Below are 13,971 nucleotides of genomic sequence, written 5' to 3' on the forward strand. Positions count from 1 at the left end.
TTTTTGTAAGCCCTTTCATCTTAGCTTTCAAAACATTGTTTAGTCACCCCACAAAGTATAGTTTAAACCTAAAAAAATTAATTTTCTAATTTTTTTAGGCTTATTTTTATAATTCTTATTTTTATATCATTATTCTCCAAACACAACGAAAACCGATAATAGCTCAATTAATGATTTCTTATTTACATAAATTCCATCACAAACACAAAAAATAAAAATGCTTCAACAAAAAAATAAAGGAAGTGTTACAAATGAGTAAGCATTCAAAATCCAAAAGAAACATGATCAAAAGCAAAGATGCTGTCCAACCTAGCAATGGACGTGAGCGAATTACCATCTCCAAAAGTGGTGGAGAAGAAGCGGATCGAAAAGAATAGGCACTAAGTATACTCTTTTCATTACTTTGTTATAGCTAAACAAAAAATTATACAAGAAAAATATTACCTAGAAAAAAAATTGAGTTCGTCCCAAAAGATTAAACCTTTTGGGACGAACCCCGCAACAATTAATACTGGATTGAAGAAGAGCTATGAAAGATCTCTTTTTTGATTCTAAGATGTCCCTCAAAATCAATATTACCCTATCCTAACTAACACCATTCTTCTCTGCATACATCCGCTTATCAGCTATGCTATATAATTGATTTAGTGTCACACCATCCACTGGATAACAACTAACACCAATACTTGCCGACAGAAAGATTTCCTCAGAGTTTGATAATAATAACGGGCTACTTATCTCCTTTTGAATCTTTTCAATAATTTTCTCGGTTTCATTAACAGCAAGTAACAGAACAAATTCATCCCCACCTAGCCTCGCCGCATGATGGTCCCCGTTACCATCAACAGCTTTTTTAAGGATTGTTGCAATATGCTGTATTGCATGATCCCCAGCTTGATGACCATACAGATCATTTATCTGTTTAAGCTTGTTTAAATCAAGTAATAAAAGATTAAACATCTCTTCTCTGTCAAGAAGCTCAGTAATTTGCTTTTCGAAAGCAGCTCGATTTGACAAACCAGTTAAGATATCATGGTATGCCAAATATTGAACCCGTGCTTCTTTGCTTTTAGCCTCGGTAATGTCTTTCACCATAACAAACTGAAGGGTTGTGCCCTCAACATAAATAAAATCAGAATCAATTAATAACGTTTTAGGCTCAAGTAATTTATTTATAAACGATATTTCATAGTTTACCAGCTTCGTCTGTTCTTTAAATGCCTCACGATGGCGAGCGATAAAGGCTTCTTTATCTACCCCACCTAAAAAAGACAGTACTGATGTCTTAACAAGCTCTTCTCTATCCACACCTAGGTATTCAGAAATTTGCGGACTGGCTTCAAGAACAATCGCATCCTGATCCATAATGAGGATTCCTGAGGGGGATCGTTGGAATAAGATGTTGTAACGTTTCTCATACGACGCTAAATAATCGAATCTTGACATACTTAGAAAGATTGCAATTGCCCAAAACAGAGACCCATGTGGGATAAAATAAAAAACGAAATAAAATTTAGTGCTTTGCAATAGTATAGCTCCTGTTAGCATAACGATTGTCCAGAGAAAAAAGGCTAGGATACCTTTAAACCATAGATTAGCAGCCTTATTTCCCTTCTTCATTTCAATTACAGTTAGAAACAAAGAGATCCCTAAATATGTAAAGTTAATTAACCATAACAAATATAAACCAGTCCCGGGGATAAATATTGGCTCAAGAGAATTAGGATCCCCCTTCAACATCCATGAATCAAGTGGTGAAGTCGCTAACATAATAATGCCTGGAACAAAGAGGAGTTTAAACCATTTCCCATTTTTCTTTTTATACATATTTGCATTTAATAACCAAAGATGAAGAGATATTAAAGAGGCAAGTGTAATCCCCCCGTTCACCCAATAAATCGTTATCACATCATAATATCTGGGGTACATTACTAGAGTAATAAAAACTCCGGAAAACCACATTGAGGAGAACACATACAGAAGACTACAAGTAATATGTCGAGCACTATGACGGTTATGACTATATACCATACCAGCCATAAAAATAAAAATACAAGCTGGAACTAGATACAATATACAGTAAATTAAAAATTCCAATAAAATCACCTACTCACCATGTGGTTATACTAAAATGTCATAAATTTATCTATTTTAAATAGTAAGATTTAGATGATTTCGAACTGAATACTTGAGATCATCATTTCATCAATGAAATAAAAATTTGCAAATAAAAAAACTGCTATCACAGCAGTTCTCTATTGTATCTTGCAACCCGGCTATCATACTGTGTTTAGACCCGTGGCTTTGCGTCCTATGCTTTCACATAGTTTGCCAAAAACTATTTAATTGGCGTTACATCTATTCCATTCAATGTACTATAAACCAAACTTATTCTGTCCTAAAACCTTGTAGAAAACTACTTCTTCACCAATCATTATACTACATAATCAGACCTAATTAATACTAAAATTATCACTATTGAACTATTTCATTTATCCTAGAAAGGAAAATGAAACAGCACTTCACACTCACTATAACCAAAACAAATAAAAAGGTTAAACCCCTGAAAATCAAAGGTTTAACCTTTTTCTAAACATTATTAATCTATCCTTTGCTAATAAATACACTCTCTTACTACTTTCTGACTGTTTCCTGTGAAGGAAGATCAGTGAAAAATTCTTTATTAAACTCGCTAGTATTATTCTTTTTCGGTGTCCAAATCCGGCCAATCTCTTCAAGTGTCTTGTTCTTTGTTTCCGGTACAATTGTCATAACAAATAGGAAACAAATTGCGTTGATAACAGCGAACATCCAGAAGGTGAATGCTCCACCCATATTGTTAATTAAAATGGGTGTAAACTGCCCGATTGCCCAGTTCGCTCCCCACAGGAACATCGTTGCAATACCAACCGCCTTCGCACGAAGATGGTTTGGAAAGATTTCTGGGATCATAATCCAAGGTATTGGTCCCATTGACACACAGAAGGCTGCAGTAAAACCAGCTACAAATATCACAAGTAACGGACCACTACTAGCAGGTTCAAAGTAGAATACACTTCCAATCAGTACCATGAAAATAGCCATTAAACTTGACCCAATTGCCATTAGTTTCTTTCGTCCGAGTCTATCAATTAATAGAAGAGCTACGATTGTAAATACAACCTGCACGCTACCGATAATACTTGTTGCCAAGAACTCTGTATTATTTTCAAAACCAACGCTACGGAAAATATCTGGACCATAGTATGTGACTGCATTCATCCCGATTACTTGGTTAAATAAGGCAAGGAAGATCCCAACCCCCATCGCCATCCGCAATCCTGGTTTTAGTAGCTGTTTAACAGATGTATTTTTTTCTGTTTCAATCGACAACTTTATTTCTTTTGCTTCTTGTTTCGCAACTGTCTCTCCATTTATTCGTTTAAGAGTTTGCAAAGCTTCGGCTTCTCTTCCTTTTTGCATTAAGAATCGCGGACTTTCAGGAATAAAGAATAATAGAATGAAAAAGATTAACCCCGGAAAAACACCGTATCCTAGCATCCAACGCCAACCTTCTTCTAGTCCCCATGCATAAGTTCCACTGTTTGCCACAGCATAATTGATATAGAAGGTCGCACAAATACCGAAGATCGTAAATAATTGATAAAGTGATCCAAGTCGACCTCGTATCTTAGGAGGTGCACACTCACTAATATAAGTAACGGATAATGCAGAAGCAAAGCCAATACCGAATCCACCGATAATCCTAGCAATGACTAGCATCGTCACATCTGTTGCAAAGGCTGACCCTAGTGCTGAAATGATAAATAGTATCGCTGATAAAAACATAATATTTTTGCGACCATACTTATCACTTAAGAACCCAGAAATGGCAACACCAAGCACTCCACCAATCATTACACAAGAAATGACCCAGCCCTGCATCGCAGGTGATAAATCATATCTTTCCGCTAGAAAACCTATTGCACCTGAAATAACAGCAGTATCAAAACCATACATCAGCCCGGCAACACCTGCCGCAACTGCAATTAAAATGACGTACCACGAAGAATGTTTATCTAACATAATGATCCTCCTCATTCACTATAATTGGTCCAAAACCATCAATGATAGTAATCCCTTCAGATGATTTCGCTTCCATATTTACTTAGCTATTCTTTAAAACGTTTACATTGAATTTATCATGATAACGCTTACCGAAAATCACTTTCGTCTTCACTTTATTGTTAAAATCTAGATTATCTTGTTACAATAAAAAAAAAACAACGCTAAGAGCGTTGCTTATTGTTGATAATTATTTCTATATTCACTTGGACTATATCCAACTTCTTTTTTGAATACTCGGCTAAAATAATTTGGATCTTTATAGCCGATATTCATTGCGATTTCTTTTAAGGGAGTTTTTCCATCTAATAATAAATCCTTCGCCTTTTCAATCCTCGTATTTGTTAAATAATCAATGAATGTCTGCTCAAAACGATCTTTGAATAGCTTACTGAGGTAGTAAGAGCTTAGACCTATCTTGTCAGCCACTTCTTCCAGCGTAATTCCTTTATCATAATGATTGTCAATATAGTCCTTTGCTTCAATAAGTAAGCTCTCTACACCATTCGCACGCCATCCGCCTAATCGTTCAACAATAGTGCTCACATGCGATTTTGCACGTTCTTTTATTTGTATTGTTGTTTCTAAATGATCAAAGCTCAGCTGCACATCTTCATTAAATCCAAACTCCCTCATCGACCGAGATAATACGATAAAGAAAGTCTCCACTTCTTTCTTAATCATTTCTACCTTCATTTCTGAGGCTTGAACAATAAGCTGAAAATACGAATCAAATAAGTGTAAGCCTTGTTGAATATCGCCTTTTTTTATCGCATAGACTAGCTCTTTTTCGACTTCGAAAGGGATCAATTCAGTCCTTCTTTGTTCTAAAAGATTGCTGTAGGCCAGATAGGATGCACTTGGATGATTATGTACCAATTCAAGAGCATAGATTGCTTCTTCATAGGACTGAGGAAATTGAGTAACATCGGAAACAACTGTCCCAATTCCAGCCAATACTTTGCAATTGTCTAGCAAATGTTGCGTTTGAGCAATCACTGAACGTGTGAGATCCTGTCTTATCTCAAGAGTAGCGTCCTCTCCACGATTCATTAATACAAATACTGGAACTTGAAATCCTGTTAAAGGACCGACTAGGCAGGGATCATGTTGTTTATGTAAAGTCTGCTTGAGCAGCCTATACCATTCACCTTTTTCCTCTCGGTCTGGTTGCAATTTGCTAGATTCAAAGGAAAAAACGACAACAAATCCTTGCTTCTGATCAAGGTCGAGCCATTCATTCCACTCATTATCAAAATCATGGACATGATCTAATAGTAGCGAAACGATAAATTCCATTTCTATAAAAGCACTGAACCTCTCAGAGCGTTGATTCATTTCTAGAATTTCAATCCCTTGCTTTCGTTCCGTTTCTATCTCCTCAGTCATCCGATCGAACGCACCCAGTACTTCAGAAACTTTACTTGGCTTCAATAAGTATTCCTTAATACCAAACTTCATCGCTTGCCGTGCATAATCAAACGTATCGAAGGCAGATACCATAATACATTTGACGCTGGGATGATTGTCAAGAATTTGCTCAATCGCTTTGAGTCCATCTAATTTGGGCATTTTAATATCCATAAAAATTAAATCTGGTTTTTCTTTTATTGCGATCTCTACTGCTTCAATTCCATTTCCTGCTTCTCCAATAATTTCAAAGTTCGATCGGTTATTTGCTAGCATTAACATAATTCCTTCTCTTTCAAGCGGTTCATCATCTACAAGCAAGACCTTGATCAAGTTGTTTCTCCTCTCTACTGTTTCTTTAAGCGAATAATAACGGTGGTCCCTTTTCCTTGCTCAGACTCTATCTCTAGTTGACTCTCTTTATCAAATAACTTCAGACGAGCACTGACATTTTTCATTCCAATCCCTGTAGAGTGACCTGAGCTTTTTTTAGATAACGATACTTCCTGTTCATGACCGGAGTCCAATAACCTATCTATCGTTTGCTGATCCATACCTACACCGTTATCCTTCACTTCGATACAAATCATTTCATCTGTTTGATAGATCTTGAGTGTGATAATAGCTCCTTCAATCATGTCTTCGATACCATGCATAAAGGCATTTTCGATAATTGGCTGAAGTGTTAGGCACGGAAGAGGAGTTGATAAGCATTCTGAATCAATCTTCTCTTCAAATGTCACCCTGTCACGAAACCGTGTTTTTTGAATAAAAAAATACTCCCTTACAATATTTACTTCATCCTCAAGTACAGTCCTTCGATCAAGATTTCCAATATTATAACGAAGCAAAGAAGAGACAGAAGAGATTAAATTAGCCGTTCGCTCTGCACCTTCAATATACGAAGTCTTTGAAATCGTATTTAAAGTATTAAAAAGAAAATGTGGATTTATTTGATTTTGTAAACTCTTCAGCTCCATTTCCTTAAGAAGCTGCGAGAGCCTTGCCTTTTCTTCAATTTCAGTTACTGATTGGTTAATATTCTGTTTCATTTCATTAAACGTTTTTGTCAAAAACCATAGCTCATCCTTTTGCGAAACAACAACATCAGCTCCTGAATAAACTCCTGCAGAAATTTCCTGTGCTTTCCTTGTTAAGCGACCAATTGTACTTGTAATTCCATTTGAAAACCAAAATGCAAAAGAAATGCTAAGAATGATGATCGACACTATCACGGATGTCCCTAGTTTTTTCGTATTGCTTATTTTTCCGTCGATGAACGGAGATAATTCGCTGTACGTTGTTAATTGATTATTAATCAAATCTAGCGTTTTTTCATGAATATAACTAGAGGTTCTTTCTGCTTCATTTAAATGCATCGAATACTGTTGAATATCTAAATTACTTACACCCGATACTGTTTGATCGGCATGTTCGATGAAGCTACTCAGCATATTTAAATAGTTTTTCTTTGGAATTCCCGCTCTTTCTTTAACGAGGACTTCCTCCTGAAGTGCTAGAAGCTGCTGCTTATTATTTTCATAAAAAGTTAGATGCTCAGGCAATGGTTCATGTACAAAGATTTGCAACGACTGAAACGTCTCATCCGTCATTTTTGTTATTTCATTCAAGAGAAAATAGTACTCACTGTTCTCCTCATATAGATCGATAACATTCTGATTACTTTTCTCTTGAATGAAAAATACAATGATGATTAATAGAAGAATCGCAACAAAATAAATTAATAATTTTGTCCGAATCTTAATCAAGATTTCCACCTCTTTCCCTTGTCCAGTTGTCAAGATTGGAGGTGCGGATAATAGAAGCATCGGTATGGTAACTATCCTGAATAGGCTTTCCATTAATAATATCCTGGATCAACTCAATACTCTTATAGCCCATTTCGAATGGCTGTTGTTCAATGATTGCGTCAATATCTCCCGCTTCTAGTAGTTGAATATTTTCAACTAAAGCATCGAACGTCATTATATATAGATCTTCCTGCCTGTTTAGTAAATTAGCAGCTGCGGCAATCCCAATCCCGTCATACGAACTTGTTCCAAAAAAGGCAGTGATATTATCATGCTCAGTTAACAGCCTATAGGCCTTTTCCTCTGCTTCGACTCGAGTGATATTCGACTCTTCCACAGCGACAATGGAAATTCCTTCAGCCTTTTCTACAGCATCCTTAAAACCTTTCACACGAAGCTTGTGATGGGCATTTGTGAAGCTTCCTGTAATTATTCCGACGGCGGCCTCGCCATTCGTATCTTCAATTAATGCTTCTCCTGCTAAACGTCCAGCCATGTAATTATTTGTGCCAATATACGAATTACGGAGGCTCGTTGGTGAATCTGTATCAATCGTTATAACTGGAATGTCGGCTTCTATCGCCTTATTAATCATTGCTGTAAATGGGTCATTGAGGGCCTGGACAATAATTCCATCCACCTTCGATTTAATAGCCATATCTAATAGCTTCAGCTGCTCCTCAGGATTTGAACGCTCAGGACCAACATACTCAACAAAAACATCATACACCTGTTCAGTCTGCTTGGCCCCTTCCCCTACTAAACGCCAGTAATCATGATTCATTTCTTCACCAATCAAAACAAAATGGTGCTTAGGAATTGAGGATTCTGAAGCAATCCCTTCAGCAATTTTTTGATCATAACTCTGAACTTCGTGATAGAAATAGAAGGAGAAGCTTAATGCTGTTATTAATAATGAGATGAATAGGATAGAAACAATTGTTGTGCGATTCATAGTGCCTCCTAAGCTCTTCTCTAGTTATCTATAAATAATCACAATTAATTGTATAATACGCTTCTAGCTAACTCAAATCTGACTCATTTATGTAAAATAAATATTAAAAAAAGAAAACTCAAAAACGTCGATCAAACATTTCTGAGTTTTCCTTTTATATGTGATTAAGGCTAGCTTCCTCGAACGACCAAAGCTAACTAGCAGCTGCATCCCATTCCTCGTCTGATGGTTCGGACGTCCGCTTGACCTGAAAAGAAAGAATTAATGCAACAAAGGTTAGAACCCCAATCATTCCGAATGCAACAATTGCTCCAAATATATCTGGATTGATAATTTTAGAAGAATTGCTTGCTGCTCCTTCAGCAGTTGTCATTGCCGTAACGAGTAACCCAGTACCAATCGATGCTGACATCTGGCGGATCGTATTCGTTACAGCTGATCCGTGTGGAATTAACTTTCTCGGTATTTGATTTAATCCTGCTGTGTTAACAGGCATCATGACCATTGAGAAGCCAAACATCCGAATCGCATACATTACGCTTAGATAAACAAGTGACGTCGTTGTATCGATGAACATAAATGCAAACGTAGAAATTGTCATGATAATCAATCCAGGAATCGCCAAGAAACGGGCTCCATACCGATCAAATATCCGCCCAGTAATAGGTGCCATTATCCCAGTAAGAAAAGCCCCAGGAAGTAAGACAATCCCAGCTTCCACAGCAGTAAATCCACGCATATTGTGCATATATAACGGAATAATCGTCTCAAGTCCAATCAACCCCAGAAATCCGATACTACAAATAATCGTTGATAGTGTGAACATACGTGCTTTAAATACACGAAATTCAAGCATTGGATGTGACATCCCAAGCTGTCTTCTAATGAAAAAGTAGATCGTTATTGCACCAAAGACTAAGAAAATAAGCGTGAAAGGATCACCCCAGCCATTATTACCTGCACTTGTGAATCCGTAAAGAAGCCCTCCAAAACCTAATGTCGACAACGTAATTGAAATAGGATCGACTTTCGGATTTTTGAGTTCGGTTACATTCCTCATTTTGAAAAATGCGACAACTAGCATGATGATTGCAAGTGGGGTAATTCCCCAAAACATATAGCGCCATTCATAATTCGTGGTCACCCACCCTGATAGCACTGGACCAATCGCTGGTGCAAATGAAATAACAAGACCAATATATCCCATCGCAGCCCCGCGACGTTCCACTGGGAAAATCAATAAAAAGACTGTCTGCATTAGCGGTATCATCACACCTGCACCAATCGATTGAATGATTCTCGCTGCAAGTAGGCTAGGGAAACCAACGGAAAGTGCTGCAAGAACAGTCCCGATCGTAAAGACACCCATCGCACTTAAGAAAAGCTGACGTGTCGTATATTTTTCAATGAGAAATGCAGAAATCGGTACCATAATTCCCATAACAAGCATAAACACCGTAGTTAACCATTGTCCCGTATTCGCTGTAATATTCATTTCAATCATCAACGGAGGTATAGCTGTAATCATTAATGTTTGATTTAAAACGGCAATAAACGAACCTATAAGCAATAAAGCGGCAATCAATACTTTGCTATAATTCTCATTCGTATTTTCCATAACCAGCTCCTAATCATCAAGTGATGTACAAAATGTCAAAGTTTCATAGCATCTTAATCAAAGTAAAATAGACTGTACAGTAAAAAAACGTCCTATAGCTATTTTTAATTACGACAGTATTCAATTATACTCCCTGTGTTGGAACTTATCAAACACCAAGAGCTTTATGGATAGATGTTCCACTGATTTACTTCGCTACACGAATTTTATTTTATTCATCATAATGAGAAATATGTAAAGGATAGGCCTTTTTTATTCTTCTACCTAATGCAGAGATCCCTTACTATTGACCTCATACCGTTGAAAACAATACAGATATTACCTATAAATTCAACTTTAGGATTATATAACCTATTTTATTATTGTATATCCACCTGCTTTGTGTTACGTTTTTACTGAAAATTCAAAAAAGAAAGCGTTTGAAAGGGGAAAGAATATGACTGAGAGACAGTATGGTTTTGAAACAATTGCATTACACGGAGGGCAACAACCTGATCCAACCACAAACTCAAGAGCCGTTCCAATCTATCAAACTTCCTCATTTGTCTTTAATGATTCAGACCACGCAGCAGATTTGTTTTCTTTAAAAGAGCCAGGAAATATTTACTCACGAATTATGAATCCAACACAAGATGCATTTGAACAAAGAATCGCTCAGTTAGAGGGTGGTGCCGCGGCACTGGCAACCTCTTCAGGACAAGCAGCGATTACATACTCGATTTTGAATATTGCTCAAGCTGGTGATGAAATTGTTGCCGCAAGTAGTTTGTATGGCGGAACCTATGCCTTGTTTGCACATACCCTGCCGAAAATGGGGATTGACGTGCAATTTTTTGATGTAGACCAGCCAGGGGAATGCATAGCCTTAATAAATGATAAAACAAAGGCTATCTTTATTGAAACGATTGGCAATCCAGGAATGAACGTAGCTGATATCGCAGCAATTAGTAAAATTGCTCATGAAAATGGTATTCCATTAATTGTTGATAACACTTTCGCATCACCATATTTATGTCGACCAATTGAACATGGAGCAGATATTGTCGTCCATTCAGCAACAAAGTTCATTGGAGGCCACGGTACGTCGATTGGTGGCGTGATCGTTGATTCTGGTAAGTTTGATTGGACGAATGGTAAATTCCCTAGCTTCACAAACCCAGACCCTAGCTATCATGGATTAGTCTATAGCGAAGCGCTTGGACCAGTTGCTTATATTGTTAAAGCACGAGTTACATTGCTACGAGATACAGGTGCATGTCTCTCTCCATTTAACTCCTTCTTATTTTTACAAGGATTAGAAACACTTCATTTACGAATGGAAAGACATGTCGAAAATACAAAAGCAGTCGCAGAGTATTTAAACTCCCACGAGCTTGTGACATGGGTTAACTATCCCGGGTTAGAGAGCAGTCCTTACTATTCTTTAGCTCAAACATACCTACCTAAAGGAGCAGGAGCCATTTTCACATTCGGAATTAAAGGTGGCGTTAATGAAGGAAAAACGTTCATCAATTCATTAGAACTCTTCTCTCACTTAGCTAATGTCGGTGATGCCAAATCACTTGTCATCCACCCTGCAAGTACGACACATCAACAGTTGGATGAGGAAAGTCAGAAGAAAGCCGGAGTAACACCAGATATGATCCGCTTATCAATAGGCTTAGAATCGATTGATGATCTATTATGGGATCTAGATCAAGCTCTTAAGGCAAGTCAAGAATAAGTTGTGAATGAGAAAAGGGTACAAGAGTTTAGTATAATCTAATCTCTTGTACTTTTTATTATCGGATAACGCTGTGCAGAGTTATTGCCAATCGCAGAACCGATAGCAATATCTCAATCACTGATATATGGATTTCATTCCCTCGTAATCTCTTATTTTTCCATTTCAACAGAGCAACTGGTCATTAAAGACCGTATTCTATTTTGAAGAGAACAAATAAAATATATTTTTTGTGAGGGACAGCTTTTAAGTCTATCAAAAAGCAGAATCCATATATCTTCACTTTGGCTGAATAATTACAATTTAATTTTTCGTAATCTGAACTATGAACTGAAATATATCCCCATAGTAAACCTTTGTAGGTTAGATCCATTTCCCTTCTGCAAAAACAAAAAAATCAAGAACGTTGTTTTATCAACATTCTTGATTTATAGTCTGTATTTACTAATACCTGAGGCCGGACTTGAACCGGCACGCCCGAAGGCACCGCATTTTGAGTGCGGCGTGTCTGCCATTCCACCACTCAGGCAAAAAAAAATGGCGCGCCCTGAGAGATTCGAACTCCCGACCTTTTGATTCGTAGTCAAACACTCTATCCAGCTGAGCTAAGGGCGCATAAAATCTATCTAATAACTATTAAAATTAATAAAGTGCCGAGGGCCGGACTTGAACCGGCACGATAGTCACCTACCGCAGGATTTTAAGTCCTGTGTGTCTGCCAATTCCACCACCCCGGCAAGGCAGAAAATATTGTGGAGGCGGCACCCGGATTCGAACCGGGGGATAAGGGTTTTGCAGACCCGTGCCTTACCACTTGGCTATGCCGCCAAAAATTTACATAAAAATGGAGCGGAAGACGAGATTCGAACTCGCGACCCCCACCTTGGCAAGGTGGTGTTCTACCACTGAACTACTTCCGCATTGGCTGGGCTAGCTGGATTCGAACCAACGCATGACGGAATCAAAATCCGTTGCCTTACCGCTTGGCGATAGCCCAATACCTATTATAGAAAAATGGGGCGACTGATGGGAATTGAACCCACGAATGCCGGAATCACAATCCGGTGCGTTAACCACTTCGCCACAATCGCCATAAAATATTAGATTAAATTGATTTAAATTGGCAGGGGCAGTAGGAATTGAACCCACACCGGAGGTTTTGGAGACCTCTGTTCTACCTTTAAACTATGCCCCTAAGAATAAATGGTGGAGGGGGACGGATTCGAACCGCCGAACCCGGAAGGAGCGGATTTACAGTCCGCCGCGTTTAGCCACTTCGCTACCCCTCCAAAACATAATTACTATATTACACAATATGTTTTGCTTAGTCAATATGTTAAAGCAAATTTCTATAATGTAAATGTAATTAGAGTGCCGACCAGAGGACTTGAACCCCCAACCTACTGATTACAAGTCAGTTGCTCTACCAATTGAGCTAGGTCGGCAAATGGTGGCTTGGGACGGAATCGAACCGCCGACACATGGATTTTCAGTCCATTGCTCTACCGACTGAGCTACCAAGCCTAAATTTTTAAAAATGGCGGTCCGGACGGGACTCGAACCCGCGACCTCCTGCGTGACAGGCAGGCATTCTAACCAACTGAACTACCGGACCATTTTGGTATTGCGGGGGGCGGATTTGAACCACCGACCTTCGGGTTATGAGCCCGACGAGCTACCAGACTGCTCCACCCCGCGTCGTTATAAAGTATTCGGATGATGATTACTCGAAGATAGGGACATCTCCTCTACAAGCTTATTCAGCGATGCAATCATGCGTCGATGTTACTCGTAGGTGATTCACGAAGTAGTGCTCGTTGCTCTACCCGTTTTCTCTTAAAATGACAACTAAGTTATAAATGGTGGAGGATGACGGGATCGAACCGCCGACCCCCTGCTTGTAAGGCAGGTGCTCTCCCAGCTGAGCTAATCCTCCAAATATAATGGTGACCCGTACGGGAATCGAACCCGTGATACCGCCGTGAAAGGGCGGTGTCTTAACCGCTTGACCAACGGGCCATACCTCAGGAAAGGGTACTGGCGGAGAGCGAGGGATTCGAACCCTCGAGACGGTTTTACACCGCCTACACGATTTCCAATCGTGCTCCTTCGGCCAGCTCGGACAGCTCTCCATATTGGCTCCACAGGTAGGACTCGAACCTACGACCGATCGGTTAACAGCCGATAGCTCTACCACTGAGCTACTGTGGAATATTTTTTTGTCCGGCAACGTCCTACTCTCACAGGGGGAAGCCCCCAACTACCATCGGCGCTGAAGAGCTTAACGACCGTGTTCGGCATGGGAACGGGTGTGACCTCTTCGCTATCGCCACCAGACTCGAACGTCAGA

General features: G+C 38.8%; 8 protein-coding genes, 17 tRNA genes, 1 rRNA gene and 1 riboswitch. Of the genes, 2 read left to right on the forward strand and 24 right to left on the reverse strand.

Annotated elements, in window-relative coordinates; genetic code table 11:
• Positions 1 to 251: 251 nt before the first annotated feature.
• Positions 252 to 377 carry a hypothetical protein gene (locus J7W16_RS22230; RefSeq protein WP_283246069.1) on the forward strand — a complete coding sequence of 42 codons (126 nt, stop codon included), beginning with the start codon at positions 252 to 254 and terminating at the stop codon, positions 375 to 377.
• A 208-nt stretch (positions 378 to 585) separates the two neighbouring features.
• Here J7W16_RS22230 and J7W16_RS20755 read toward each other — a convergent pair whose 3' ends face one another.
• The 6 genes from J7W16_RS20755 to J7W16_RS20780 form a co-directional block, all read right to left on the reverse strand.
• Positions 586 to 2,097 carry a sensor domain-containing diguanylate cyclase gene (locus J7W16_RS20755; RefSeq protein ID WP_210599389.1) on the reverse strand — a complete coding sequence of 504 codons (1,512 nt, stop codon included), beginning with the start codon at positions 2,095 to 2,097 and terminating at the stop codon, positions 586 to 588.
• Positions 2,098 to 2,263: 166 nt separating this feature from the next.
• Positions 2,264 to 2,343: riboswitch (cyclic di-GMP riboswitch) on the reverse strand.
• A gap of 291 nt (positions 2,344 to 2,634) precedes the next feature.
• Positions 2,635 to 4,065 (reverse strand): sugar porter family MFS transporter, encoded by a 1,431-nt coding sequence (locus tag J7W16_RS20760; RefSeq protein WP_210599390.1) that lies wholly within the window; start codon positions 4,063 to 4,065, stop codon positions 2,635 to 2,637.
• A 216-nt stretch (positions 4,066 to 4,281) separates the two neighbouring features.
• Positions 4,282 to 5,847, reverse strand: coding sequence for a response regulator transcription factor (locus J7W16_RS20765; protein WP_210599391.1), 1,566 nt, complete (start codon positions 5,845 to 5,847; stop codon positions 4,282 to 4,284).
• A 14-nt stretch (positions 5,848 to 5,861) separates the two neighbouring features.
• A complete protein-coding gene (locus J7W16_RS20770; protein WP_210599392.1) occupies positions 5,862 to 7,283 on the reverse strand; it encodes a sensor histidine kinase in 1,422 nt (473 codons plus the stop codon).
• Positions 7,276 to 8,280 (reverse strand): sugar-binding protein, encoded by a 1,005-nt coding sequence (locus J7W16_RS20775; protein ID WP_210599393.1) that lies wholly within the window; start codon positions 8,278 to 8,280, stop codon positions 7,276 to 7,278. Before J7W16_RS20775 ends, J7W16_RS20770 begins: the two co-directional genes overlap by 8 nt.
• Before the next feature lie 193 nt (positions 8,281 to 8,473).
• Positions 8,474 to 9,898, reverse strand: a complete 1,425-nt coding sequence (locus J7W16_RS20780) for an MDR family MFS transporter (RefSeq protein WP_210599394.1) — start codon at positions 9,896 to 9,898, stop codon at positions 8,474 to 8,476.
• Positions 9,899 to 10,334: 436 nt separating this feature from the next.
• On the opposite strand from J7W16_RS20780, the gene J7W16_RS20785 reads away from it, so the two are divergent.
• Positions 10,335 to 11,621 (forward strand): homocysteine synthase, encoded by a 1,287-nt coding sequence (locus tag J7W16_RS20785; protein WP_210599395.1) that lies wholly within the window; start codon positions 10,335 to 10,337, stop codon positions 11,619 to 11,621.
• A gap of 448 nt (positions 11,622 to 12,069) precedes the next feature.
• On the opposite strand, the gene J7W16_RS20790 is transcribed toward J7W16_RS20785, so the two are convergent.
• The 18 genes from J7W16_RS20790 to rrf all read right to left on the reverse strand — a co-directional run bounded on the left by J7W16_RS20790 (position 12,070) and on the right by rrf (position 13,958).
• Positions 12,070 to 12,150: transfer RNA gene (locus tag J7W16_RS20790), tRNA-Leu, on the reverse strand.
• Between the two features lie 9 nt (positions 12,151 to 12,159).
• Positions 12,160 to 12,236, reverse strand: a tRNA-Arg gene (locus tag J7W16_RS20795).
• 36 nt (positions 12,237 to 12,272) lie between these two features.
• Positions 12,273 to 12,358, reverse strand: a tRNA-Leu gene (locus J7W16_RS20800).
• 16 nt (positions 12,359 to 12,374) lie between these two features.
• A tRNA-Cys gene (locus tag J7W16_RS20805) sits at positions 12,375 to 12,449 on the reverse strand.
• A 17-nt stretch (positions 12,450 to 12,466) separates the two neighbouring features.
• Positions 12,467 to 12,541, reverse strand: a tRNA-Gly gene (locus J7W16_RS20810).
• Between the two features lie 2 nt (positions 12,542 to 12,543).
• Positions 12,544 to 12,618: transfer RNA gene (locus tag J7W16_RS20815), tRNA-Gln, on the reverse strand.
• 18 nt (positions 12,619 to 12,636) lie between these two features.
• A tRNA-His gene (locus tag J7W16_RS20820) sits at positions 12,637 to 12,712 on the reverse strand.
• Positions 12,713 to 12,742: 30 nt separating this feature from the next.
• A tRNA-Trp gene (locus J7W16_RS20825) sits at positions 12,743 to 12,816 on the reverse strand.
• Between the two features lie 9 nt (positions 12,817 to 12,825).
• Positions 12,826 to 12,910, reverse strand: a tRNA-Tyr gene (locus tag J7W16_RS20830).
• Positions 12,911 to 12,993: 83 nt separating this feature from the next.
• Positions 12,994 to 13,066 (reverse strand) — tRNA-Thr (locus J7W16_RS20835).
• A 3-nt stretch (positions 13,067 to 13,069) separates the two neighbouring features.
• Positions 13,070 to 13,145 (reverse strand) — tRNA-Phe (locus tag J7W16_RS20840).
• A 14-nt stretch (positions 13,146 to 13,159) separates the two neighbouring features.
• Positions 13,160 to 13,236 (reverse strand) — tRNA-Asp (locus J7W16_RS20845).
• 9 nt (positions 13,237 to 13,245) lie between these two features.
• Positions 13,246 to 13,319 (reverse strand) — tRNA-Met (locus J7W16_RS20850).
• Between the two features lie 162 nt (positions 13,320 to 13,481).
• Positions 13,482 to 13,557, reverse strand: a tRNA-Val gene (locus J7W16_RS20855).
• A gap of 8 nt (positions 13,558 to 13,565) precedes the next feature.
• Positions 13,566 to 13,640, reverse strand: a tRNA-Glu gene (locus J7W16_RS20860).
• Positions 13,641 to 13,659: 19 nt separating this feature from the next.
• Positions 13,660 to 13,753, reverse strand: a tRNA-Ser gene (locus J7W16_RS20865).
• A gap of 4 nt (positions 13,754 to 13,757) precedes the next feature.
• Positions 13,758 to 13,832 (reverse strand) — tRNA-Asn (locus tag J7W16_RS20870).
• 10 nt (positions 13,833 to 13,842) lie between these two features.
• Positions 13,843 to 13,958 (reverse strand): 5S ribosomal RNA (rrf, locus tag J7W16_RS20875).
• Positions 13,959 to 13,971 lie beyond the last annotated feature (13 nt).

This window comes from Halalkalibacter suaedae (assembly GCF_017939705.1).
GTDB lineage: Bacteria > Bacillota > Bacilli > Bacillales > Bacillaceae_D > Halalkalibacter > Halalkalibacter suaedae.

Coding starts and splice junctions, on each gene's coding strand:
- J7W16_RS22230 (WP_283246069.1), top strand. CDS start 252: ATGAGTAAGCATTCAAAATCCAAAAGAAACATGATCAAAAGCAAAGAT.
- J7W16_RS20760 (WP_210599390.1), bottom strand. CDS start 4,065: ATGTTAGATAAACATTCTTCGTGGTACGTCATTTTAATTGCAGTTGCG.
- J7W16_RS20775 (WP_210599393.1), bottom strand. CDS start 8,280: ATGAATCGCACAACAATTGTTTCTATCCTATTCATCTCATTATTAATA.
- J7W16_RS20780 (WP_210599394.1), bottom strand. CDS start 9,898: ATGGAAAATACGAATGAGAATTATAGCAAAGTATTGATTGCCGCTTTA.
- J7W16_RS20785 (WP_210599395.1), top strand. CDS start 10,335: ATGACTGAGAGACAGTATGGTTTTGAAACAATTGCATTACACGGAGGG.